25 protein-coding genes are annotated in these 20,965 nt (G+C 60.4%); 4 read left to right on the forward strand and 21 right to left on the reverse strand.

From position 1 onward, the window contains the following. Positions 1–99: 99 nt before the first annotated feature. Positions 100–1,248 (forward strand): sensor histidine kinase, encoded by a 1,149-nt coding sequence (locus tag H8S34_RS03780; protein WP_243207902.1) that lies wholly within the window; start codon positions 100–102, stop codon positions 1,246–1,248. A gap of 63 nt (positions 1,249–1,311) precedes the next feature. Here H8S34_RS03780 and H8S34_RS03785 read toward each other — a convergent pair whose 3' ends face one another. Then, entirely contained in the window at positions 1,312–2,676 is a 1,365-nt protein-coding gene (locus tag H8S34_RS03785; RefSeq protein WP_186963086.1) for a citrate/2-methylcitrate synthase, read from the reverse strand. A gap of 102 nt (positions 2,677–2,778) precedes the next feature. On the opposite strand from H8S34_RS03785, the gene spoIID reads away from it, so the two are divergent. Together spoIID and H8S34_RS03795 are read left to right on the forward strand one after the other, a co-directional pair. After that, entirely contained in the window at positions 2,779–3,786 is a 1,008-nt protein-coding gene (spoIID, locus tag H8S34_RS03790) for a stage II sporulation protein D (RefSeq protein WP_101692298.1), read from the forward strand. Positions 3,787–3,898: 112 nt separating this feature from the next. Next, positions 3,899–5,296: an NAD(P)/FAD-dependent oxidoreductase gene (locus H8S34_RS03795; protein WP_101692299.1), complete on the forward strand. Its 1,398-nt coding sequence runs from the start codon at positions 3,899–3,901 to the stop codon at positions 5,294–5,296. A gap of 57 nt (positions 5,297–5,353) precedes the next feature. Here the strand turns inward: H8S34_RS03795 and H8S34_RS03800 are convergent, their stop codons facing one another. From H8S34_RS03800 to H8S34_RS03845, 10 genes are all read right to left on the reverse strand, one after another. Continuing rightward, entirely contained in the window at positions 5,354–5,818 is a 465-nt protein-coding gene (locus H8S34_RS03800; protein WP_186963087.1) for a hypothetical protein, read from the reverse strand. A gap of 31 nt (positions 5,819–5,849) precedes the next feature. Continuing rightward, complete coding sequence (locus H8S34_RS03805) at positions 5,850–6,050, reverse strand: hypothetical protein (protein WP_186963088.1); 201 nt, start codon at positions 6,048–6,050, stop codon at positions 5,850–5,852. Between the two features lie 166 nt (positions 6,051–6,216). Then, positions 6,217–6,966, reverse strand: coding sequence for a hypothetical protein (locus tag H8S34_RS03810; RefSeq protein WP_101692302.1), 750 nt, complete (start codon positions 6,964–6,966; stop codon positions 6,217–6,219). A 67-nt stretch (positions 6,967–7,033) separates the two neighbouring features. Next, the gene (locus tag H8S34_RS03815; protein WP_186963089.1) at positions 7,034–7,276 is read right to left on the reverse strand and encodes a hypothetical protein; all 243 of its coding nucleotides are present in this window, start codon (positions 7,274–7,276) and stop codon (positions 7,034–7,036) included. 134 nt (positions 7,277–7,410) lie between these two features. After that, positions 7,411–7,770, reverse strand: a complete 360-nt coding sequence (locus tag H8S34_RS03820; RefSeq protein WP_186963090.1) for a hypothetical protein — start codon at positions 7,768–7,770, stop codon at positions 7,411–7,413. A gap of 269 nt (positions 7,771–8,039) precedes the next feature. Further along, on the reverse strand, positions 8,040–8,255 hold the full coding sequence (locus H8S34_RS03825) for a hypothetical protein (RefSeq protein WP_186963091.1): 216 nt from the start codon (positions 8,253–8,255) through the stop codon (positions 8,040–8,042). A gap of 95 nt (positions 8,256–8,350) precedes the next feature. Next, positions 8,351–8,752 carry a hypothetical protein gene (locus tag H8S34_RS03830; protein WP_186963092.1) on the reverse strand — a complete coding sequence of 134 codons (402 nt, stop codon included), beginning with the start codon at positions 8,750–8,752 and terminating at the stop codon, positions 8,351–8,353. Between the two features lie 33 nt (positions 8,753–8,785). Continuing rightward, the gene (locus H8S34_RS03835) at positions 8,786–9,184 is read right to left on the reverse strand and encodes a hypothetical protein (protein WP_186963093.1); all 399 of its coding nucleotides are present in this window, start codon (positions 9,182–9,184) and stop codon (positions 8,786–8,788) included. A gap of 305 nt (positions 9,185–9,489) precedes the next feature. After that, complete coding sequence (locus H8S34_RS03840; protein ID WP_186963094.1) at positions 9,490–10,200, reverse strand: DUF4367 domain-containing protein; 711 nt, start codon at positions 10,198–10,200, stop codon at positions 9,490–9,492. Continuing rightward, positions 10,184–10,729: an RNA polymerase sigma factor gene (locus H8S34_RS03845; RefSeq protein ID WP_180956807.1), complete on the reverse strand. Its 546-nt coding sequence runs from the start codon at positions 10,727–10,729 to the stop codon at positions 10,184–10,186. The genes H8S34_RS03840 and H8S34_RS03845 overlap by 17 nt, the downstream gene beginning before the upstream one ends. Before the next feature lie 208 nt (positions 10,730–10,937). On the opposite strand from H8S34_RS03845, the gene H8S34_RS03850 reads away from it, so the two are divergent. Continuing rightward, a complete protein-coding gene (locus tag H8S34_RS03850) occupies positions 10,938–12,038 on the forward strand; it encodes a metallophosphoesterase (RefSeq protein ID WP_186963095.1) in 1,101 nt (366 codons plus the stop codon). 46 nt (positions 12,039–12,084) lie between these two features. Here the strand turns inward: H8S34_RS03850 and H8S34_RS03855 are convergent, their stop codons facing one another. From H8S34_RS03855 to accD, 10 genes are all read right to left on the reverse strand, one after another. After that, a complete protein-coding gene (locus tag H8S34_RS03855; RefSeq protein ID WP_243207903.1) occupies positions 12,085–13,170 on the reverse strand; it encodes a hypothetical protein in 1,086 nt (361 codons plus the stop codon). 119 nt (positions 13,171–13,289) lie between these two features. After that, on the reverse strand, positions 13,290–13,748 hold the full coding sequence (locus tag H8S34_RS03860) for a MarR family winged helix-turn-helix transcriptional regulator (protein ID WP_186963096.1): 459 nt from the start codon (positions 13,746–13,748) through the stop codon (positions 13,290–13,292). Positions 13,749–13,821: 73 nt separating this feature from the next. Then, a complete protein-coding gene (gene fabZ / locus H8S34_RS03865; protein ID WP_101692308.1) occupies positions 13,822–14,247 on the reverse strand; it encodes a 3-hydroxyacyl-ACP dehydratase FabZ in 426 nt (141 codons plus the stop codon). A 3-nt stretch (positions 14,248–14,250) separates the two neighbouring features. Then, positions 14,251–15,492, reverse strand: a complete 1,242-nt coding sequence (gene fabF / locus H8S34_RS03870; protein WP_101692309.1) for a beta-ketoacyl-ACP synthase II — start codon at positions 15,490–15,492, stop codon at positions 14,251–14,253. A gap of 23 nt (positions 15,493–15,515) precedes the next feature. Then, on the reverse strand, positions 15,516–16,259 hold the full coding sequence (fabG, locus tag H8S34_RS03875; protein WP_186963097.1) for a 3-oxoacyl-[acyl-carrier-protein] reductase: 744 nt from the start codon (positions 16,257–16,259) through the stop codon (positions 15,516–15,518). A 2-nt stretch (positions 16,260–16,261) separates the two neighbouring features. Beyond that, complete coding sequence (gene fabD, locus H8S34_RS03880; protein WP_101692311.1) at positions 16,262–17,191, reverse strand: ACP S-malonyltransferase; 930 nt, start codon at positions 17,189–17,191, stop codon at positions 16,262–16,264. Positions 17,192–17,234: 43 nt separating this feature from the next. Next, positions 17,235–18,167, reverse strand: a complete 933-nt coding sequence (locus H8S34_RS03885) for a nitronate monooxygenase (RefSeq protein ID WP_186963098.1) — start codon at positions 18,165–18,167, stop codon at positions 17,235–17,237. A 34-nt stretch (positions 18,168–18,201) separates the two neighbouring features. Next, positions 18,202–19,140 (reverse strand): beta-ketoacyl-ACP synthase III, encoded by a 939-nt coding sequence (locus H8S34_RS03890; RefSeq protein ID WP_101692313.1) that lies wholly within the window; start codon positions 19,138–19,140, stop codon positions 18,202–18,204. Next, entirely contained in the window at positions 19,137–20,078 is a 942-nt protein-coding gene (locus H8S34_RS03895; RefSeq protein WP_101692314.1) for an acetyl-CoA carboxylase carboxyltransferase subunit alpha, read from the reverse strand. The genes H8S34_RS03890 and H8S34_RS03895 overlap by 4 nt, the downstream gene beginning before the upstream one ends. Continuing rightward, positions 20,071–20,952: an acetyl-CoA carboxylase, carboxyltransferase subunit beta gene (gene accD, locus H8S34_RS03900; protein WP_235964118.1), complete on the reverse strand. Its 882-nt coding sequence runs from the start codon at positions 20,950–20,952 to the stop codon at positions 20,071–20,073. The genes H8S34_RS03895 and accD overlap by 8 nt, the downstream gene beginning before the upstream one ends. Between the last annotated feature and the right edge of the window lie 13 nt (positions 20,953–20,965).

Here is a 20,965-nt window from a genome sequence, read left to right on the forward strand (position 1 = left end):
TGTGGAAGGACTCCGGGTGGGCTCTCCCTTGCCAGTTTCCCCTCCCCGTTTTATAATAAAGGCTGTTACTCAGGCGCATGTTGAAATAGGAGGTCTCCCATGTCAGAACAGCGCTATACCCGTCTGAAACTTCGTATGCTGCTGGTGGTGGTGGCGGGCGCCGCTGTGGCCAGCGCCGTAGGGCTCTTTCTGGAGGACGTGCTGATCGACGGCTTTCTCCAGGACCCCTTTGCCCAGCTCTTTGTCTGGATCGCCACCCACCTGTTTGGGCAGAGCACCGCCGCATCTCTGGACGCCTATCAGCTGTACATCCGCAATTATAAGCGGGAGTGGGTCATGCTCTTCCTGTTTTTATTGATGCTTGTGGCTTTTTATCTGGCCATGGGACGCTTTACCCGCTGGCTGGACCAAATCCGCTCCGCCACGGCCCGGATCGCCGATCTCTCCGACCAGGAGGTCTCCCTTCCCAAGGAGCTCGCTCCCCTGGAGAAGGACCTCAACGCCATCCGGCAGCAGCTTCAGGCCCGGGAGGCCTGTGCCAAAGCGGTGGAACAGCGCCGGCAGGATCTGATCTCCTTTCTGGCCCACGATCTCAAGACCCCCCTTACCTCCGTGGTGGGCTACCTCACCCTGCTCCACGACGATCCCCATCTGACCCCGGAGCAGCGGAGCAAATTCACCGGTATCGCCCTGGAAAAGGCCCAGCGGCTGGAGGAGCTGCTGGGGGAATTCTTTGACATCACCCGCATGGATCTGGGGGCCGACCCCGACTCCATGGTCCCCATTCAGCTCACCATGCTGCTGGAGCAGATCGCCGATGAATTTTACCCCATTTTCGCGGAGAAAGAACTCCGGTGCACAACGGAGATCGAGCACCACCTTGTGGTGCTCGGTGATCCGGACAAGCTTGTCCGGGTTTTTGACAACGTCCTGCGCAACGCGGTCAATTACAGCACCCCCGGCGGGGAGGTCCGCATCTCTGCCCTGCGGGACGGCCAACAGGTGGAGATCCACATCTCCAACGAGGGGCTGGAGATCCCGGAGGGGGAGCTGGCAAACATTTTCCAGAAATTTTACCGGTTGGACGCCGCCCGTTCCACCCGGACAGGGGGCGCGGGGCTGGGTTTGGCCATCGCCAAAGAGATCGTGGAGCGCCACGGCGGGACTATCCGGGCCGAGTCCAACGGCCGTTTTACCAGCTTTGTAATCACACTCCCCCTCTACGATGCCTCTTCCACCCAGGCATAACGGCAGAAAAGCGGCGGGCCGAATGGCCCGCCGCAGTGTATCCGAAGTGTTTTGCAGCCCAAATTACCGCTGGTCCAGCGGGACAAAGGGGCGCAGAGGAGCCACCGCCTTGTAGGCGGGACGGATGATCCGGTTGGCGCTGCCGCCCACCTCTTCCAGCCGGTGGGCACACCAGCCTACCACACGTGCCATCGCAAAGAGGGGCGTGTAGAGCTCTTCCGGGATGCCCATCATCTTATAGACAAAGCCGGAGTAGAGGTCGATGTTGGCGCATACCACTTTTTTGTCTCCCTTCACATCGGCCAGCACCGACGGGGTCAGGCGCTCCACCGCCTCGAAGAGCTGGAACTCATCCAGCATACCCTTGGTCTCGGCCAGCTCCCGGGCAAATTTCTTGAGGAGCACGGCGCGGGGATCGGACAGGGTGTAGATGGCGTGTCCCATCCCGTAAATGAGGCCGGAGCGGTCTCCCGTCTCTTTGCGCAGGATCTTTCCCAGGTAATCCTTGACCTCCTCGTCGTCCTTCCAGTCTTTTACATCGGACTCGATATACCGGAACATCTCCATGACCTTCTTGTTGGCACCGCCGTGGCGGGGGCCCTTCAGGGAGCCTACCGCCGCCGCCACCGCCGAGTACATGTCGGTTCCGGAGGAGGAGAGTACCCGGCAGGCAAAGGCCGAGTTGTTGCCGCCGCCATGCTCGGCGTGGAGGACCATGCACAGGTCCAGCAGGCGGGCCTCCTGCTCGGTAAAGCGGTTGTCATGGCGCACCGAGTAGAGGAAGTTCTCCGCCACACTCAGCCCGGGCTGGGGCCGGTGGAGATAGAGGCTCTCGTCATTGTAGTAGTGCCGCTTCACAGCAAAGGCGTGGGCCACGATGACCGGTACCCGGGCGATGAGCTGGATGGCCTGCCGCAGCTGATTGGCCAGGGAGAGATCGTCGGGATTGTCGTCGTAGGAATAGAGGGCCAGCACCGAGCGGGCCAGCTTATTCATCACATCGGGGCTGGGCGCCTTGAGGATCATGTCCTCGGTAAACATTTTGGGCAGGGTATGATTGTCGCTCAGAGCCTGCTTGAACTCCTCCAGCCGCGTCCGGTCAGGCAGCGCCCCGAACAGGAGAAGATAGGCCGTCTCCTCAAACCCGAAGCGGCCCTCCCGCATAAAGCCGTCGATGAGCTCCTCCACATTGATGCCCCGGTAGATGAGCTTACCGTCCATGGGATAGCGCTCACCATCCTGCACATAGTAGCCCAGAACATTGCCGATCTGGGTCACGCCCGCCAGAACGCCGGTGCCGTCGGCATTGCGCAGGCCCCGCTTGACCCCCCAGCGCTCATAGTAGGACGGGTCAATGTAGTTATGGGCCCGGTATTCCTCGCATAGACTGGTAACAAAGTCCATGCCATTGTCCTTTTTTCCCTCCATGGTTCTATGCTCCTTTGCGCAAGTATGTTTGTTTATTTTATCACACTAAAGTAAGACAGTCAACGCATTTCCACACTACCTAACTGCGACGGAGGTCTACCTATGAAACAAGTGGCGGCCACAGCCCTCATATTGCTCCTGCTCTTTTTCCTGCTTCCCCTTCTGCTGCTCCGGGGGGACCCGCTCCAGTCTCAGGAAGAGGACGGCTCTCTTCCCCTGGACCACACGGTGGTATCTCCCGTCCCCTCCGGGGAACTGGACACCGGGACGCAGATCCAGGTCCAGCTCTCCGACGGGACGGTGAGCACCATGTCCATGGGAGATTATCTCTGGAATGTGGTGGCCGCTGAGATGCCCGCCTCCTTTGAGCTGGAGGCCCTCAAGGCCCAGGCTGTTGCGGCCCGTACTTACGCCATGCGGAAGATGGAACACCCCTCCCAGGCCCATCCGGATGCCGACGTGTGTACCGATCATACCTGCTGTCAGGCCTATATCGAGCCCGAACAGGCCGCCTCCAACTGGGGCGAAAACGCCGACGTCTACACCGCCAAGATCCGCGCCGCCGTGGCCGGAACGGACGGTGTGGTGGCCAAGTACAATGGACAGCTCATTGACGCGGTCTTCTTCTCTTCGGCCGCCGGAAAAACCGTGGACGCCGTGGAGGTCTGGGGCAATTCCGTCCCCTATCTCACCAGTGTGGAGTCCCCCGAGGGGGAGGAGGTGCCCAATTACCACTCCACCGTGGAGGTCAGTGCCGCCGACTTCAAAACGAACTTTCTCGCCGCTCATCCGGACGCCGTGCTGGAGGGGGACCCGTCCTCCTGGTTCGGTGCGCCCCAGCTCAACTCCGCCGGAGGGGTGGAATCCATCTCCGTGGGCGGAGTCTCCACCTCGGGAAATGAGATGCGCACCCTCTTCGCACTGCGTTCCACCAGCTTTACCATCTCCACAACGGCGGATACCATCACCTTCTCGGTCACCGGCTACGGCCACGGCGTGGGCATGAGCCAGTACGGGGCCAATGCCATGGCCAAGGAGGGGAAGACCTACGAGGAGATCCTGACCTGGTATTACACCGGTATTGAGCTCACCACCGAGGCCACAGCATAGTTCATACAGGCCTCTGGTTTCCTCTTGTCATTTCTCTCATTTTTTGTTATAATAGCAAATTGGAAGAGTATGTACAGCTCTCCGGAAATTTGAGAAAAGGGAACGAACGCACATGAACACAAGATACGATGTAGCCATCATCGGCTGCGGCGAGGCCGGAATCTTCGCCGGGTACGAGCTGATGCGCCGCCACCCCGCGCTCAAGGTGGTCACCCTGGATCAGGGCGCCGATATCTACACCCGCAGCTGCCCCATCGTGGCGGGCAAAGTGAAGGAGTGCATTCACTGCAAGATCTGCGATACCATGTGCGGTTTTGGCGGTGCGGGCGCCTTCTCCGACGGCAAGTATAACTTTACCACCGCTTTCGGCGGCTGGCTCACCGACTTTATGGACGGGAAAGAGGTCATGGACCTCATCGACTATGTGGATACCATCAACGTCCAGCACGGCGCCACCACCGAGGTCTTTTCCACCACCACTCCCGAGGCCCGTGCGCTGGAGAAGCGCGCCCTGGAGCATGACCTCCATCTCCTCCAGGCCCGCTGCAAGCACCTGGGCACCGAGAACAACCTAAAAATCCTCCAGAGTATCTATGAGACCGTGAAGGAGCACGTGGAGTACCGCTTCCACACCGCCGTCACCACCATCGAGAACCGCGGGGAAGAGGGCTACCGCCTCATTACCGACAAGGGAGACGAGGTGGACTGCACCTGGCTCATCGCCGCCCCCGGCCGTTCCGGCGCGGAGTGGTTTGCCAACCAGTGCAAGGGCCTGGGGATCGAGCTCATCAATAACCAGGTGGACATCGGCGTACGGGTGGAGCTCCCCGCCAAGGTCTTCGAGCACATCACCGATGTGGTGTATGAGTCCAAGCTGGTCTACCGCACCAAGCAGTACGGCGATCAGGTGCGCACTTTCTGCATGAACCCCTACGGCCATGTGGTGGCCGAGAACGTGGAGGGCATCAACACGGTCAACGGCCACTCCTACTCCGACCCCAAGCTGCGCAGCGAGAACACCAACTTCGCCCTGCTGGTCTCCAACCGCTTCACCCAGCCCTTTAACGAGCCCTACCGCTACGGCAAGCACATCGCCTCCCTGTCCAACATGCTGGCCGGCGGCGTGCTGGTGCAGCGCTTTGGCGACCTGGTGGCGGGCATCCGTACCAACGAGCACCGCCTGAGCAAGTCCTTTGTCCGGCCCACCCTTACCGCCGCCGTTCCCGGCGACCTGAGCCTGGCCCTGCCCAAGCGGCAGCTGGACGACATCATTGAGATGATCTACCAGCTGGACAAGATCGCCCCCGGTACCGCCAACTACGATACTCTCCTCTACGGCGCGGAGGTCAAGTTCTACTCCTCCCGCCTGGCCCTCTCCGGCGAGCTGGAGACCGCGCTGCCCCGTTTCTTCGCCATCGGCGATGGCGCAGGTGTCACCCGCGGCCTGGCCCAGGCCGGCGCCTCCGGCGTCAAGGTGGCCCGTGTCATCGCGGAGCGTCTGGGAAAATAAGATATGGATAGACAGAAGAGCCGCCCGGCAGTGCCGGGCGGCTCTTCTGTCTATGCTTTATTCTTCCTGCGCCGGACGGAGGGCGCAGCGGGTCTCTCCCAACGTGATGACCGCCTCCGGGGCCAACTCCACGTCGGAGAAGAGGAGATACACGTCCTTTCCCCAAATGGTCGTATGGGGGACAGTCAAATAGTCTTCGACCTGTCGGTCATCCACCGTCAGAATCGGATGTTCCTCTGCACCAAAGGGCCAGTAGACATTGCCGTCCCGGCCGGGGAGCCGGAGGCGCACCTCATAGGTCCGTGTCTCATGGTCATAAAAGGCGGAAATGATCTCTCTTCCGGTCAGCTCTCCTGTCTCCCAGGTAAGGGGAATGACCTGCTCATAGGAGGAGTCGAAGAAAATCGCCTTCCCACGGTCCTGTTCCCAGCGCACCAGCCCGAACAGCAGCGTGCCCGCCAAAAGAAGCCCGACGGCCAGAAGAACCCATCCACGCCGGGTACTCCACATGGCCCCTTTCATATCGGTTCACCCCCGTACCTGGATGCGTCCATTAGCCGCGCCGCAAAAACAGCGCTTTCACTTTTCCCCAGAACGTATTGGGCGGATAGCCTTTCGACCGCCGAAAGGCCTCCTCCGCCTGTTTCGCCTGACGCAGGGCCTTCTTTTCCGCCGCGCCGAACGGCGGGACCCCGCATTCTTTTTCGTTCAGCTCCACATTCAGTTTCACTCTGGAAAACATATCGCAGAACATGAAACGCCCTCCCTTATCCCGGATATTTTAGAAAAGGTCCCGGTCCCCACATCTTCTCAAAGGTCATCTGCTTCTGGTCCAGCAGGGAAACAAACTGGTCCACCTGGTCCTCCATCTTTAAGAGGAAGTCCGCCTAGTATTTACTAAGTGGACTTCTCTTTTCCCTTTATTTCATTTCCTGCAATTGTTGGTAGGTGTATTCCTTCGAACGCTGGATATCCTGCTCGTCCACTTCCATGGCGCCGCAGGTACACTGGGTTCCAAGCAGAATGGTCTCCACCCCATCCACCAGCGCGGTGATTTTCGGGCGCACCATATAGAGCGGGGCGTTGACGTCCTCCATCTCGATCTTCCCTGTGTCCATGCTGTTCTTTAAAAACTGGACCGACTGATCTTCTCCATAGTAGAGTTCCTTCAGCTGGGTATCCGGCGGCAGGGAGGAGGTAGAAAAAGAGTATATATTCGGCGAGGTGGTCGCAACAATATCATTGTAAATGTATATCTCATCCTGTCCCCCATCTATAACCTCAAAGGTCCAGGCTCCAATGGGGAGCCGAATAGTCTCACCCTCTCCTAGGGAAAAGGTCAAATTGTCAATATAATATATCCCCTCTTGGTCAAAGGTGACAGAAAGACACACACTGTAACAATCATACCTATCACTGTAATCTGTTGTGAATTCCTCAACTCCGTCCAATAAAATGGTCAGATTGGGATGGTCCTTAGACCAGACCTCCGCAATCTGCTCGGAACAAATCCCCCCTTTATACCCTTTTTCACAATAATAAGTAAGAAGCAGCTGATATGGTTGGTTTGTGCGCTGCGCAATGTACCCGTCCATCCAAACAAAAAATGATTCAGCATCTTGCTGGGTTTTGGCATGGCATCCTGATAGGGTAAAGAGCAGCGCCAACATAATAGGAAGTCCTTTTATTCTCATTTTATCACCTATTATCTGCTTCTATCATAATTTTAAAACGCTTTTATGCTTTGTAATATACTTTCAGATACATATCTGTCGGATACATCGCACTTCCCTCAGATTCGTCTATTAAATTCCCGTTCAAGTATGTCTTTTTTAAGAAAAATTGATGATAAAAATCACTTGCTAATCCCAATTTAGAATACCGTGTTTCATCTGCCGGGATTGTTACAGATACAGAAAAGCTTTGGGATATCGACTTAGAAAATCCAAGAGCGGCTGTTATTTCTTCAAGAATATCCACAGAAATATCCGTATGCAACTAAACATTTTTTGCTTGTTCATCTTCCTAATAGTCAATGCTTAGGTGAAATTTTAAAAAGGTCCCGGTCCCCAGATCGGGCGGCCGGGACCTTTCGCAAGGCGCAGTTGAACTTTTTATCCGTTCTGTTGATAGGACTTATCCTCAGAGTATCCGTTCTCATAGGGGCAGTACATAATGCCCTCGTTCACATCAAGTACCTGCGTATGCTTACAGGAACTGCACTCTAACGTACATTGCCCGGCCGCCACGGTGGCCACATCATTGAAGTTCGGATAGCCGCCATGTCCGCAGGGACGTTTGTACTCAAAATCCGGGGCCTCATAGTCTAAGGACCGGACCTCCATCGTGGCTTCTCCACACGCGGGACAGGTGGGGCTGATGTCCAATAACTCCACAATGAGCTCCTCCGGGATCTCTCCGGCGGATGGGAGCGGCGGCTCAGAGGATTCCGGGGCGATATCGAGCTCCTCCACACCAAGGGAAGGTTCCGGCGCCGGAGGCACCGATATGCTGGGATCCGGGGCGGGCGCTTGACATCCGCTCAAAAGGAGCAGTCCGAGGATGGTCCATAATGCTGTCTTCATCCCAATCATCCCTTCTCCGCAAATTCAGGCTTTTTGTGCATCCATTGTATCTAATTTGCACAAAATAGTCAATGTTTTAGGCGAAATTTTAAAAAAGTCCCGGCCCCCAAAATCGGGAGCCCGGGACCCGGACACAAAACCGTATACAGGACAACCGCTTATAATGCCTCCCATCCACTGCGGACAAAGGCGATCTCCTCGTTCAGATTGGTGGCCCGCTCAGGCAGGACGACGGTCACATTCTCCCACATTGCTTCAAAGGTCATCTGCTTCTGGTCCAGCAGGGAGATAAACTGGTCCACCTGGTCCTCCATCTGGCTGGCCGAATTCTTTACATAGCCGCAGCGCCGAAACCTGCTGCCGCCCGCTTCCATCCTGTTTTCATCGTTAAAATCTCCTTTTAAAAGGGAGCCGCCGCCCAGCAGTGCCAGGCGGCTTGTTTCATTTGTCTTTCTCCCGTTTCTCCACTTTAATCTATGGCATTGACATAGTCATTGAAAAATTCGCACCATACACGGGCTTCTGTGTAGGTTTTATCATAACCCTGTTTACAATTAACGCACTGATAGGTCTCAATTCTTTTTCTTTCTTCTCTATGATCCAAATCTCCGTGCTCCTCACCGCCGTGTATGCAAGGGTTTGTACGGACACGAATCCAACCCGTATACACTGTCTTTGTCTTATATACTTTCCCATCTGTACATTCTGTACACTCTTCCCATCTCGGCTGAATCTCTTCAGTTCCTATCTTATCTTCCGTTTCTCGCGGCGTTTCCTTTGTGGGTTGAGCAACGGCACATGAAGGTACTAAGATGGAACACATAATGGCAGCCCCACAAAGAATGCCCAGATACTTTTTTGCCTTTTTCATAATAAATACTCCTTCTCCATTCCATTCTGATGTTTATAGGCTTGATTCTTTCTCCCCTTCAATCACGTCGCTCCCCTTGGAACTGGTGACGGTGACGGTATAGCTCAGCCGGTAGGTGCCGCCGGTCACTTCGGAGCTCGTATAGGTCTCCTCAAAATAGAGTTTCCCAGTGGCCTCTTCTCCGGTCCAGTAGTCCAGTACCTCCCAGCCGCCGTTAGCACGCTGCTTCGCCAAAGAGATGTTGGCGGAAATTTTATCCGATGGACTCATTGCAACGACATGGAGCTCACAGGTCAGTGTACTTCCGCTGCGTGTCAGGGAAGGAGATACCTCTGCCCGGCTGTCCCATCGTTCTTCCGCCGCCAGCGCCCCCGCTGAACACAACATCATCAGCGCCAGGGCCAGAGCGCACACGCGTTTTATTATCTTCATTGGAATCGCCTCTTTCTTGAAAATTTAGGATATTCTCCCTATTGCTCATTATAATCTTCTTTTTCTATTTGTCAACTTTTTATTGAATTTTATTTAAAATTTTATATATTTATCAAAAAAATGCGCACTTTTATAGAGGTATCCAGCTTTTCAGGATACCAACTTTTGATCTGACCACCAGCCCCCTGTATACTTCTCTGCCCTATTAACGTACCAGCCCCATGATTTGAGACACCCTTTTTTCGTTTTTACAAAAAATTTTTAAAAAAGGTTCCGGCCCCCGTATCGGGAGACCGGAACAAAGCTCAGGACGTAGGCGCAATGCTCTCCGCCATATAGAGCAGCTCCTCTTCACTTAAAACCCCTCTGAGGGAAAAAACCATCCCCGCCTCCTCATCGGCCCAAATAACTGTGCTTGGGTCATCTTCTTCAATTCCTGTATATAGATCGGCGGGCAATCCATGAATGGTAACTCGATGGAATACATTGTGTTCATTATCCAACAGGATATTTCCTTCATTAGATAACGGCATATAGGTTAAAGAGAGAAAATAGTCTTTATCATTAACATAATCAATAGAACGCAGAGAACCTGTTTCATCTTTCCCCCATTCCACATACCCCTCCGGCACATAGGTGGGCCGCCAGACGCCCAGCGGGGCAGGTTCTGTTCCGTCTCCCTGAAAATGATACTCCGTATATTCCGGGTGCCAGGTGTTCCACATCCGCACCACCCAGGCCCGGGCCGCCGGATTCGCGGCCAGGACCAGCGCGGCAGACAGACACAGGGTCACCAGCGCGCAGGCCGCATACCACAGAACGGCCTTATACCCAAACCTGGAGCGCCGCCTGGCATAGCGGAACGGGTTATGCAGGAGGCGTTTGCGCGCCCGCAGATACTCCCGGGAAAAGTCCGGTTCCCCCGGCAGGGCGGCAAGGGCCGCCTCCCCGTCCAGCCGGGCCGCCTCCAGAAGGGCAACCCGCAGCCGCTCATCCCACTCACTTCCCATGCTCATATCCCTCCCTCCGCAGTACCGCCACCAACCGGGCGCGGGCCCGGTCCACCCGCTTGCGGGCGGTGGTCTCGCTGATGGACAGGCGGCGGGCAATGTCACGGATCTCCCACTCCCGCACGAAGCGCAGCTCCAGCACCTCTCGGTCCCGCTCCGGCATGGAACGGATCAGCTCCACCAGGCGGCGGTAGCCGTCGGCGCTCTCGGCGGTCTCGGCGTCCGGGACCTCCCAGTGCTCCGGCAGGGCGGTGAGCCGGTCCTCCTGCCGCAGCAGGTCCAGCGCGGCGTGTTTCACGATAATAACGGCCCAGGGGCCGATTTTGAGACAGTCTTCTGCAAAAATTTTTTTGAACTGCTCGAAGTGCCCGGCGATGTGGACCATGGCCTCCTGCACGGCCTCCTCCGCCCGCCGCGGGTCCCGCAGCAGACCCAGGGCCACGGCGTAGAGTTTGTGCTCATACCGGCGGTGGAACTCCAGAAAGAGCGCCCGGTCCCCGTCGCTCTCCAGCAGCGACAGGCAAAGGGACAGCATATTATCCTCTCCTCGCCGCATTACTGACCTGCGCAGTGCAGAACGCGGATATTCTCCCCAGTATTATAACGGACGAGCCGGCCGTTTTGAGACACTTTTTTTGTATTTTTCTTCATTTTCTTCTCCGGCGCCCCGCTTTGCACCGGGCGGAAACTGTGCTAGAATAGATAAAACGCTTTTATTTCAACGATTCAGACGAGGAAACACCATGGAACTGGCTAAGGTAGAACCCATCCGGCTCCCGGCGGGCCGCCGGGTGCTGGTCATCAGCGACATACACGGCAACCTCACCTTTTTCAAGGCCCTGCTCCGGCAGGTGGGCTTCTGTGCGGACGACATCCTCATCCTCCTGGGGGACGTGCTGGAGAAGGGCGTGGACAGTCTGGCCACTCTGCGCTATGTCATGTCCCTGCGCGAGCGCTATGAGGTCCATATGCTCTGCGGCAACTGCGACAATCTGACCTTCCACTTTGTGGACCAGACCCCCGACATCCCGCCGGAGTTTTACAACAGCTATGTCTTTGGCTGGGGAGAGAAGTGTGTCCTCACCCAGATGGCCCGGGAGGTAGGGGTGCCGCTGGAGAGCCCGGCGGACTTTCCCCGCCTGCGCGCTGTCATCCAGGAGCGCTTTGCCCCGGAACTGGCCTTTCTTCGCTCCCTGCCCACCATCCTGCTGAGTGACCGTTTCCTCTTTGTCCACGGCGGGGTGTACCGGGAGGACCGGCTGGAACAGCTTACCGCCTGGCGGTGTATGAAAAATGACAATTTCCTGGGCCTGGGCCTGTCCTTCCACCGCTGGGTGGTGGTGGGACACTGGCCGGTCACTCTCTATGACCCCAGTATCCCCTCGGCGGCCCCCATCATCCTGCCGGAGCGGCACATCATCAGCATCGACGGCGGCTGTCAGCTCAAATGGGACGGACAGCTCAACGCCCTCATCATCCCGGATGGGGAGTCGGAGGACTTCTCCTGGCAGAGCTATGACGGTTTTCCCACCGCCGTGGCTCTGGACCGTCAGGAGGCCTCCACCGGCTCCATCAACATCCGCTGGCACGAAAACCCGGTGGAGGTGCTGGAGTGGGGGGAGGAGTTCTCCCGCTGCCGCCACCTGGCCAGCGGCCGAGTGCTGGACATCCTCACCGAGTATCTCTATGAAAAGGGGGGCGTGACCCGGTGTGAGGATTCCACCGACTACCGCCTCCCGGTGGAGCCGGGGGATGTACTCTCCATCGTGCGCACCACCTCCCGGGGCTATCTGGCCAAGAAAGACGGCGTCACCGGCTGGTATGCCGGCCGCATCCAGTCCTGACACAAAAGACCGTACGGAGCAGCATCTCCGTACGGTCTTTTTTTGTTCAGGCCCGCTCCAGCAGTTCCGCGGCGATGGCGTCCGCCTGGGCGTGGACCCGGTCAAAGTCCACATGGGGGTTATAGAGGGCCTCCAGCGCGTCGTGCATGGCTTTGGCCTGGGCCATGGCCTCCACCGCCTCGTCCACCAGGGCAGCCGACATCTTGCGGGAGAAGCGCAGCCGTCCCTTGTTCCGCCGCAGCTGCTCCTGGTCGGCCATGGCGTCGATGCGCAGGCGGCGGTAGGGCCGCTTGCCTGGATAGGGCAGGGTGGGGGTGCTGGACACAAACCCCAGCGACAACGCGGGGATGAGCACATGGCGCAGCCGCTCCGGATCCATGGGGTCAGGGCAGAGGATCACGTCGTACCCTGCCGCCCGGGCTCCCGCCGCCAGGTAGGCCAGAAGAGGATGGGCAAGCCCCCAGCTGTCGCACAGCTCATAGATTCGGCGGCACAGCCCCTCGGCTGTTTCAAAGTTGCACTGCACGCCCTTGCAAGAGATGGCGTCCAGGAAGCGGTATTTGGCTTGGCCGGGCTCCTTGCCGGTCCGCTTGCACTCCCGGGAGAGGATGCCCCTGGCCCGCTTGACCATCCGGGCCTCCACCTCCGAAGTGAGGAGCAGGGCGCGGCGGTCGGCCTCGATCTGGGCCGCGGCGGCCAGACAGCGGTAGGCCCGGCGGTAGCACTCCGGATAGCCCTCCATGCACCCGGTCAGCTCCTCCCGGATGGCTTTGAGGGCGGGAGTATCATAGCACTCACCCAAGTTCACGTACCGCTCCACCGCGCCGGGACAGGTGGGCTCGATGACATGGGGCGCGGTGGCGTCCACCACCGCGGCGTGGAGTGCCGGGATATGTACGGCGTCCAGAGAATCGGGATCGCCGGAGCACTGGATATACTCCACGCCCAGGCCGTGCTCCTCCATGGCCTTTCCCACCCGCCGCATCAGGGTGGATTTTCCACAGCCCGGCCCACCCTTGAGGAGAAAATAGTCCTCCACTGGCCCGGGGGCGAGCAGCTGCTCATAGATGGAATAAAACCCCTGTGGGGAATTGGCTCCCAGATAGAATTGAATCCGTGGCGTTGCACCCATAGAAAAGACCCTCCGTTTCGGTAAATTCATTCCAACTCACCATATGCCGGGAGGGAGAGGGCGGTGCGTGAAAAACGCCCGGCCGCCGGGGATTCCGGCGGCCGGGCGCAAGGATTCGGTCAGGGGGCAGGGGACTCGGCGGGGAGAGAGATCTCAGGCATCAGCTCGGAGGAGATAATGCGGAGCATTTCCTCCAGCCGCTTGGCATCCTCGGCGGGGAAGCGGTGCTTGATGCGCTCCATCACCGTGGTCAGATAGCCATAGCTGATGTTGTAGTAGTCGATGTACTTCTGGGTCACGGTGAGGTGATACTCCCGCTTGTCCTCCGGCGACTGCTCCTTGCGGACATACCCCTTCTGAATCAGGCTGTTGACCTTATAGGCCGCATTGGGCGGCGAGATGTTGACAAACCGGGCAAACTCATTGATGGTCGGTCGGCCCAGCGCCATGATGATCTCCATGCAGAAGGTCTCCACTGTGGTGAGACTGGCCTCCCGGTCCTGAAAACGGGAAAACACCGCCTTATAAAAATGGAGCTTGAATTTGGTATACACGCTGTTGAATGTCTGATCCAGCATAAACCCTTCCTCCGCACTCGTTCCCATAATTGTCTCTATTCTACCAAACTTCCGCCGCGGAGGCAACCGGATGTCACTGGATCACAAAGGTCAGCTCAGCCTGGGCGGCGATCTTTCCGCCCACCCGGGCCACGGCCTTTCCGTAGCCGATGGGGCCCCGCTGCTCCACCAGCTCACAGGAGAGCTCCAGCACATCTCCAGGCGTGACCGGCTTTTTAAAGCGGCAGTTCTTGACCCCGCCGAACACGGCCAGCTTGCCCCGGTTCTCGGGTAGGCTCAGCGCGGCCACCGCGCCGGTCTGGGCCAGGGCCTCCAGGATGAGCACCCCGGGCATGATGGGCTGACCGGGGAAGTGGCCGGGGAAGAAGGGCTCGTTCATGCTCACGCACTTGATGCCCTTGGCCGACTTGCCGGGCTCGCACTCCACGATCCGGTCCACCAGCAGGAAGGGGGGACGGTGGGGCAGAATCTCCATGATCTCCTTGATGTCCAGTTCCATGTCTTACTCCTCCAGACGCTTGAAGATGAGGCTGGCGTTGTGTCCGCCGAAGCCAAAGGCGTTGACCATGGCGTGCCGGATGGTGGCGCTGCGGCCCTCATTGGGCACGATGTCCAGATCACAGGCGGGATCGGGGACCTGATAGTGGATGGTGGGGGGCGCAAACTGATCCCGCAGGGCCAGCACCGAGAAGATGGCGGCCACCGCGCCACTGGCGCCCAGCAAATGGCCGGTCATAGACTTGGTGGAGCTCATCATCAGCTGGTAGGCGTGCTCCCCGAAGGCGGACTTGACGGCCTGGGTCTCGCCGGAGTCGTTGAGGGGGGTGGAGGTGCCGTGGGCGTTGATGTAGTCCACTTCCTCCGGGGCGATGCCCGCGTCCTGAAGGGCCAGCTTCATGCAGGCGGCCGCACCCGCGCCGTCGGGGCAGGGAGCGGTGATGTGGTGGGCGTCACAGTTGACGCCGTAGCCCACGATCTCGCCCAGGATCTTGGCGCCGCGGGCCTTGGCATGCTCGTACTCCTCCAGCACCAGGATGCCGGCGCCCTCGCCCATGACGAAGCCGGAGCGCTCGGCGTCAAAGGGGATGGAGGCACGGGCCGGATCGGATACGGTGGTGACGGCGTGGAGGCTGGTGAAGCCGCCCATGCCGATTTCCGCGATGGTGGACTCGGCGCCGCCGCAGACCATGACCTCGGCATAGCCGTCCCGAATGTGGCGGAAGGCGTCGCCCACCGCGTTGCTGCCGCCGGCGCAGGCGGCCACAGGGCAGGTGCACATGCCCTGAAGGCCGTACTTGATGGCGATCTGTCCCGCGGCGATGTTGGGGATGATCATGGGGATAAAGAAGGGGGAGACCCGGTCAAAGCCCTTCTCCGCCCCCTTGAGGCACTCGTTCTGGATGGTGGTCATGCCGCCGATACCGCTGGAGACTGCCACGCCGCAGCGGGCGGCGTCCTCCTGCTCCAGGTCAAGGCCGCTCTGTTCCATCGCCTGGGCGGCGGCCACCATGGCAAACTGGGTGAACCGGTCCATACGCCGGGCCTCCCGGCGCTCCAGATAGTCCTCCGCCTGAAAATCCTTGACCTCTCCGGCCACCTTGACCTTCATCTTGGAGGTGTCGTACTGCTGGATGGTATCGATTCCGCACACACCGGCCTTGGCCGCGACCCAGGACTCCTCGGCTGTCTTGCCGATGGGTGTGATGGCGCCCATGCCGGTGATGACAACGCGTCGTTTTTCCATACTGTTCCTTCCTTTCGGAGAGCTTATACCGCCATGCCGCCGTCTACACAGAGGACCTGGCCGGTGATATATCCCGCCTCCTCGGCGGCAAAGAAAGCCACGGCCCGGGCCACGTCCTCGCTCTGTCCCAAGCGGCCCATGGGGATGGATTTCAGGAGAGCCTCCCGCGCGGCCTCGGGCAGCACGGCAGTCATATCGGTGTCGATAAAGCCGGGAGCCACCAGATTTACGGTGACGTTGCGGCTGGCCAGCTCCTTGGCGATGGACTTGCTCATGCCGATGAGTCCGGCCTTGCTGGCGGCATAGTTGGCCTGGCCGGCATTGCCCCGCAGGCCCACCACGCTGGAGAGGTTGATGATGCGCCCGTAGCGTTGCTTCATCATGGGCCGGTAGGCCGCCTTCATGCAGAGGAAGGCACCCTTCAGGTTGGTGTCTACCACGGCGTCAAACTCCTCCTCCTTCATCTGGAGGGCCAGCTTGTCTTTCGTGATGCCCGCGTTGTTGACCAGGATGTGGAGGGAACCGAAGGTCTCGATGACCTGCTTCACCATGGCGTCCACTGCCGCGGCATCGGCCACGTCGGCCTGGACAGCAAAGGACTCCACCCCCAGCGCGCGGCAGGCGGCGGCCACTTCCTCGGCGGCCCGGGCGTTTCCGGCATAGTTGACTGCCACATTGGCCCCCTGACGGGCCAGCTCCAGGCACACGGCCCGGCCGATGCCACGGCTGCCGCCGGTGACCAGGGCGTTCTTTCCGGTGAGATTCATCGTTATGCTCCTTTCAGCGCAGCAAGGACCCCGTTCAGATCCTCCACGGTGTCAATGGAATAGGTGGTCACATCCTTGACCGTCTTGCGGACAAAGCCCGAGAGAGTCTTGCCCGGACCGATCTCCACGAAGGTGTCCACCCCGTGCTCGGCCATGCGGCGGATGGTGTCCTCCAGGTAAACGCTGCTCTGGACCTGGCGCTCCAGCAGACCCGGGATGGTGTCCCCCTCGCCCAGCACATCTCCCTTGCAGTTGAAGAGAACGGGGAAGGACATGGCGTGGAAGGATACGGTCTGGAATTTCTCCCGCAGGGCATCCCCGGCGGGGGCCATGAGGGAGGTATGGAAGGGACCGCTCACCTTCAGGGGGACCACCCGGCGGGCGCCCGCCTCCTTGGCCAGCTCCCCGGCTTTCTCCACTGCCGCGGCGTCCCCGGCGATGACCAGCTGCCCGGGGCAGTTGTAGTTGGCGATCTCGGCCACCCCCAGCGCGGAGGCGGCGTCACAGGCGGCCTGGAGCTTTTCCCGCTCCAGATGAAGCACCGCGGCCATGCCGCAGGGACGGCCGGTGACAGCCTCGGCCATGGCCTTGCCCCGGAAGGCCACCAGCTCAATGGCGGTCTTGGGGTCGAACACGCCGGCGGCAGTGAGGGCAGAGTACTCCCCCAGGCTCAGCCCGGCGGCCATGGCGGGGTGGATGCCCGCCTGGTAGAGCAGCCCCGTCACGCCGGCGGCAAAGGCCACCATGCAGGGCTGGGTGTATCGGGTATCGGAGAGCTGCTCCTCCGGGCCCTCAAAGCAGAGCTTTTTCAGGTCAAAGTCCACGGGTGCGGCGTCAAACACGTCCCGGAACAGGGGGAACTGCTCGTAGAAATCCCGGCCCATGCCCACATGCTGGGCGCCCTGGCCGGCGTATAAAAAGGCGAGTTTCATAGTGCGCTCCTCGTTCATTGATCTGGGACGGGTGCCGTCCCGGTTATCTGGACTGGTTCAGCGCCCACAGGCAGGCCTCAGACTGGGCCTGGAGCTCCTCAAAGATGGCGCGCAGGGGACGGATGCTGTGGACCATACCGGCCACCTGTCCGGCCATGAGGCTGCCGGTGCGGGTGTCGCCGTCAAAGACGGCCCGGCGCAGGCTTCCCAGGGTAAAGTGCTCCAGCTCCATCTTGTCGGCGCCGGCCTTCTCCCGGGCCAGGTAGTCCTTGGTCATCTGGTTCTTGATGACCCGGACCGGGGCGCCCACCGAGCGGCCGGTGACCACGGTGGAGCGGTCCTTGGCGGCAATGACCGCCTGCTTGTAGTTCTCGTGGATGGGGCACTCCTCGCTCACCAGCAGACAGGTGCCCAGCTGTGCGCCGCAGGCGCCCAGGGCATAGGCGGCCAGCAGCTGGCGGCCGTCGGCAATGCCGCCGGCGGCGATCACGGGGATGTCCACCGCGTCACACACCTGGGGGACCAGGGCCATGGTGGTGGTCTCACCCACATGGCCGCCGCTCTCGGTGCCCTCGGCAATGACGCCGTCCACCCCAGCCTTGGCCATCATCTTGGCCAGAGAGACCGCGGAGACCACGGGGAAGACCTTGGCCCCCGACTCCTTCCACATGGAGACATAGGGGCCGGGGCTGCCCGCGCCGGTGGTGATGACCGCCACCTTCTCCTCGGCGGCGATCCGGGCCAGTTCGTCGGCCTGGGGATGCATGAGCATGATGTTCACGCCGAAGGGCTTATCGGTCAGGGTGCGGCACAGATGGATGTTCTCCCGGAAGGACTCCGGGCTCATGCCGCCCGCGCCGATGAGGCCCAGGGCGCCCGCGTTGGAAACGGCAGCGGCAAATCCGCCGGTGGCGATGTTGGCCATGCCGCCCTGGATAAAGGGGAACTCGGTCCCCAGGATCTCGTTGAGTTTCATGTAAACCTTCCTTTCGGAGTGGAGGAGACAGCCCTTACCACTCGAACAGGGCGCCGCCCCAGGTGAGGCCAGCGCCAAAGGCCACGGCCAGCACCTTCTGTCCCCGCTTGAGCAGTCCCTGTTCCACCATCTCGTCCAGCGCGATGGGAACGGAGGCGGCGGAGGTATTGCCGTAGCGCTCCATATTCTGATAAAACTTCTCCAGCGGGGCGTGGAGACGCTTGGCTGCCGTCTCAATGATGCGGCGGTTGGCCTGGTGGGGCACGATCCAGTCAATGTCGTCCAGGGTCAGACCGCTTTTGTCCAGCAGTGTACGGGCACAGGAGGGCAGGGCATCCACCGCGAAGCGGTAGACGCCGGGGCCGTCCATGTGGATATAGGTGGTCTCCGGGCCGGGACCGTTGAGCCAGAGCACCTCGGCGTTGCCCCGGCTGCCCAGGTCGGCGTGCCAAAGCCGGTCCTCCAGCGTCAGCACCGCCGCGCCCGCACCGTCTCCGAAGAGGACGCAGGTGCTCCGGTCGGTCATGTCGATGACCCGGCTGAGCTGGTCACAGCCAATGAGAAGGGCGTACTTTTTCTTCTCCTCCAGGGCCAGCATGCCCCGGACGGTCTCCAGACCGTAGAGGAAGCCGGTACACCCGGCGCTGATGTCATAACAGGGGATGTTCTCGGGCAGTCCCAGCGCGGCCTGCACCAGGCAGGCGTTGGAGGGAGAGGCGTGGTCGGGGGTGCAGGTGGCCACGATGCATCCGGCCAGCTCCTCCGGCGCAATGCCGGCGCGCTCCAGGGCCAGACGGGCCGCTCCGACGCAGAGGTCTACCGCGGTCTCCCCCTCGGAAAAATGCCGCTCGCCGATGCCGGTGCGGGTGCGGATCCACTCGTCGTTGGTATCCACGATGCGGCTGAGATCGTCGTTGGTCACGACCTTCTCCGGTACATACCGGGCGATGGATACAAAACGCAGTCCTCTCATAGGGCCTCCTTTCGGGCGTTGAGGCCCATTTCACGGAATTTCTGATAGCGGTGGGCAGCAGGAGAGCGCAGCTTGAGCAGCTGGGCCAGATGGGTGTGGATGGCCCGGTCCACCGCGCGGTAGACGCTCTCCGGCTCCAGATGAGCGCCGCCCAGAGGCTCGGGGATGACCTCGTCGGCCACGCCCAGCCCATGGAGGTCGGCGGCGGTGAGCTTCATGATCCCGGCGGCCTCGCCCGCACGGCTGGAGTCCTTCCAGAGGATGGAGGCAAAGCCCTCGGGGGAGAGCACGGAGTAGACCGCGTTCTCCAGCATGAGCACCCGGTTGGCCACGGCCAGCGCCAGGGCGCCGCCGCTCCCGCCCTCGCCGATGACCACAGTGATCACCGGCACCTCCAGGGCGGACATCAGGGCCAGGCTGGAGGCGATGGCCTCTCCCTGGCCGTGGGCCTCGGCTTCCAGGCCGGGGTAGGCGCCGGGGGTGTCCACAAAGGTGATGATGGGACGGCCGAACTTTTCCGCCTGCTTCATGAGCCGCTGGGCCTTGCGGTAGCCCTCCGGGGAGGGCATGCCGAAGTTGCAGGCCATGTTTTCCTCCAGATTTTTTCCCTTCCGGTGGCCCAGAACGGTGACCGGAAGGCCGTGGTAGAGGGCCACGCCGCCCAGAATGCTGGGGTCCTCCCGGCACAGCCGGTCCCCCTTGCACTCAAAAAAGTCGGTAAAGAGGGCCTGGATGAAATCCGCGGTCCCCGGACGGCCGGTGTGGCGGGCCAGGTAGACCCGGTCTTCAGGGGTACAGTCCCGGCAGGCCTGGAGAAGCTCCTCCTTGTCCCGGAGAAGCTGGGAACGGCGGATCTGGGAGGCGGCGTCCGCCGCATCTCCCAGGGCGGCGAGCTCCTGGTCCATGACCGCCATCTTGGCTTCCACTTCTTTAATCACGGAGCTTGCCTCCCTTCTCGTGGAGTGTGAGGAGGAGGGAGATGGTCTCCCGCATCTGGGCCCGGGGGACGATCTGGTCCACAAAGCCGTGCTCCTCCAGATATTCGGCCCGCTGGAAGCCCTCGGGGAGCTTCTGGCCGATGGTCTGCTCAATGACCCGGGGCCCGGCAAAGCCGATGAGGGCCCCCGGCTCGGCCAGGGTATAGTCTCCCAGCGAGGCAAAGGAGGCTGTCACCCCGCCGGTGGTGGGGTGGGTAAAGACCGAGATGTAGAGTCCGCCGGACTGGGAGAACTTCTCCAGCGCAGCGCTGGTCTTGGCCATCTGCATGAGGGAGAGGATCCCCTCCTGCATCCGGGCGCCGCCGCTGGCCGAGAAGATGACCAGCGGAAGGCGCTGCTTCCGGGCCAGTTCCACTGCCCGGGTGATCTTCTCGCCCACGGCCACCCCCATGCTTCCCATGAGGAACTGGCTATCCAGTACGGCGGCGATGATGGGGCGGCCGTTGACCTTGCCCTTGGCCGTGACCACTCCCTCCGTGAGGCCGGTGGTACGCCGGAGCTGGGCCAGCTTCTCATCATAGCCGGGGAAGTTCAGCACATTGGGCATGGAAAAGCGCTCGTCCAGCTCCTGGAAGGTGTGGGGGTCCAGGAGCATGGACAGGCGCAGATAGGCACCGATTTTGTGGTGATGGCCGCACTGGGGGCACACATACAGGGCCCGGACCAGGTCCCGCTTGGAGATGGCCGCCCCGCAGGCGGGACATTTCTCAAAGACCGCGGCCTCCGGGCGCTTGACTGCGGCCTTTTCCCGCAGTCCCCGCTGCTGCTGGAGCTGCATGAGCCGCTCCCGGCGGGCACGAAAGAGGTGATTCAAGGCTTGCTCGCCT

Source organism: Pseudoflavonifractor hominis, assembly GCF_014288125.1.
Classification (GTDB): domain Bacteria; phylum Bacillota; class Clostridia; order Oscillospirales; family Oscillospiraceae; genus Pseudoflavonifractor_A; species Pseudoflavonifractor_A gallinarum.

What these genes read in the sequence shown, in the direction of transcription:
- H8S34_RS03780 (WP_243207902.1), top strand. Translation starts at nt 100, where the DNA reads ATGTCAGAACAGCGCTATACCCGTCTGAAACTTCGTATGCTGCTGGTG.
- H8S34_RS03785 (WP_186963086.1), bottom strand. Translation starts at nt 2,676, where the DNA reads ATGGAGGGAAAAAAGGACAATGGCATGGACTTTGTTACCAGTCTATGC.
- spoIID (WP_101692298.1), top strand. Translation starts at nt 2,779, where the DNA reads ATGAAACAAGTGGCGGCCACAGCCCTCATATTGCTCCTGCTCTTTTTC.
- H8S34_RS03795 (WP_101692299.1), top strand. Translation starts at nt 3,899, where the DNA reads ATGAACACAAGATACGATGTAGCCATCATCGGCTGCGGCGAGGCCGGA.
- H8S34_RS03800 (WP_186963087.1), bottom strand. Translation starts at nt 5,818, where the DNA reads ATGAAAGGGGCCATGTGGAGTACCCGGCGTGGATGGGTTCTTCTGGCC.
- H8S34_RS03805 (WP_186963088.1), bottom strand. Translation starts at nt 6,050, where the DNA reads ATGTTCTGCGATATGTTTTCCAGAGTGAAACTGAATGTGGAGCTGAAC.
- H8S34_RS03810 (WP_101692302.1), bottom strand. Translation starts at nt 6,966, where the DNA reads ATGTTGGCGCTGCTCTTTACCCTATCAGGATGCCATGCCAAAACCCAG.
- H8S34_RS03825 (WP_186963091.1), bottom strand. Translation starts at nt 8,255, where the DNA reads ATGGAAGCGGGCGGCAGCAGGTTTCGGCGCTGCGGCTATGTAAAGAAT.
- H8S34_RS03830 (WP_186963092.1), bottom strand. Translation starts at nt 8,752, where the DNA reads ATGAAAAAGGCAAAAAAGTATCTGGGCATTCTTTGTGGGGCTGCCATT.
- H8S34_RS03835 (WP_186963093.1), bottom strand. Translation starts at nt 9,184, where the DNA reads ATGAAGATAATAAAACGCGTGTGCGCTCTGGCCCTGGCGCTGATGATG.
- H8S34_RS03840 (WP_186963094.1), bottom strand. Translation starts at nt 10,200, where the DNA reads ATGAGCATGGGAAGTGAGTGGGATGAGCGGCTGCGGGTTGCCCTTCTG.
- H8S34_RS03845 (WP_180956807.1), bottom strand. Translation starts at nt 10,729, where the DNA reads ATGCTGTCCCTTTGCCTGTCGCTGCTGGAGAGCGACGGGGACCGGGCG.
- H8S34_RS03850 (WP_186963095.1), top strand. Translation starts at nt 10,938, where the DNA reads ATGGAACTGGCTAAGGTAGAACCCATCCGGCTCCCGGCGGGCCGCCGG.
- H8S34_RS03855 (WP_243207903.1), bottom strand. Translation starts at nt 13,170, where the DNA reads ATGGGTGCAACGCCACGGATTCAATTCTATCTGGGAGCCAATTCCCCA.
- H8S34_RS03860 (WP_186963096.1), bottom strand. Translation starts at nt 13,748, where the DNA reads ATGCTGGATCAGACATTCAACAGCGTGTATACCAAATTCAAGCTCCAT.
- fabZ (WP_101692308.1), bottom strand. Translation starts at nt 14,247, where the DNA reads ATGGAACTGGACATCAAGGAGATCATGGAGATTCTGCCCCACCGTCCC.
- fabF (WP_101692309.1), bottom strand. Translation starts at nt 15,492, where the DNA reads ATGGAAAAACGACGCGTTGTCATCACCGGCATGGGCGCCATCACACCC.
- fabG (WP_186963097.1), bottom strand. Translation starts at nt 16,259, where the DNA reads ATGAATCTCACCGGAAAGAACGCCCTGGTCACCGGCGGCAGCCGTGGC.
- fabD (WP_101692311.1), bottom strand. Translation starts at nt 17,191, where the DNA reads ATGAAACTCGCCTTTTTATACGCCGGCCAGGGCGCCCAGCATGTGGGC.
- H8S34_RS03885 (WP_186963098.1), bottom strand. Translation starts at nt 18,167, where the DNA reads ATGAAACTCAACGAGATCCTGGGGACCGAGTTCCCCTTTATCCAGGGC.
- H8S34_RS03890 (WP_101692313.1), bottom strand. Translation starts at nt 19,140, where the DNA reads ATGAGAGGACTGCGTTTTGTATCCATCGCCCGGTATGTACCGGAGAAG.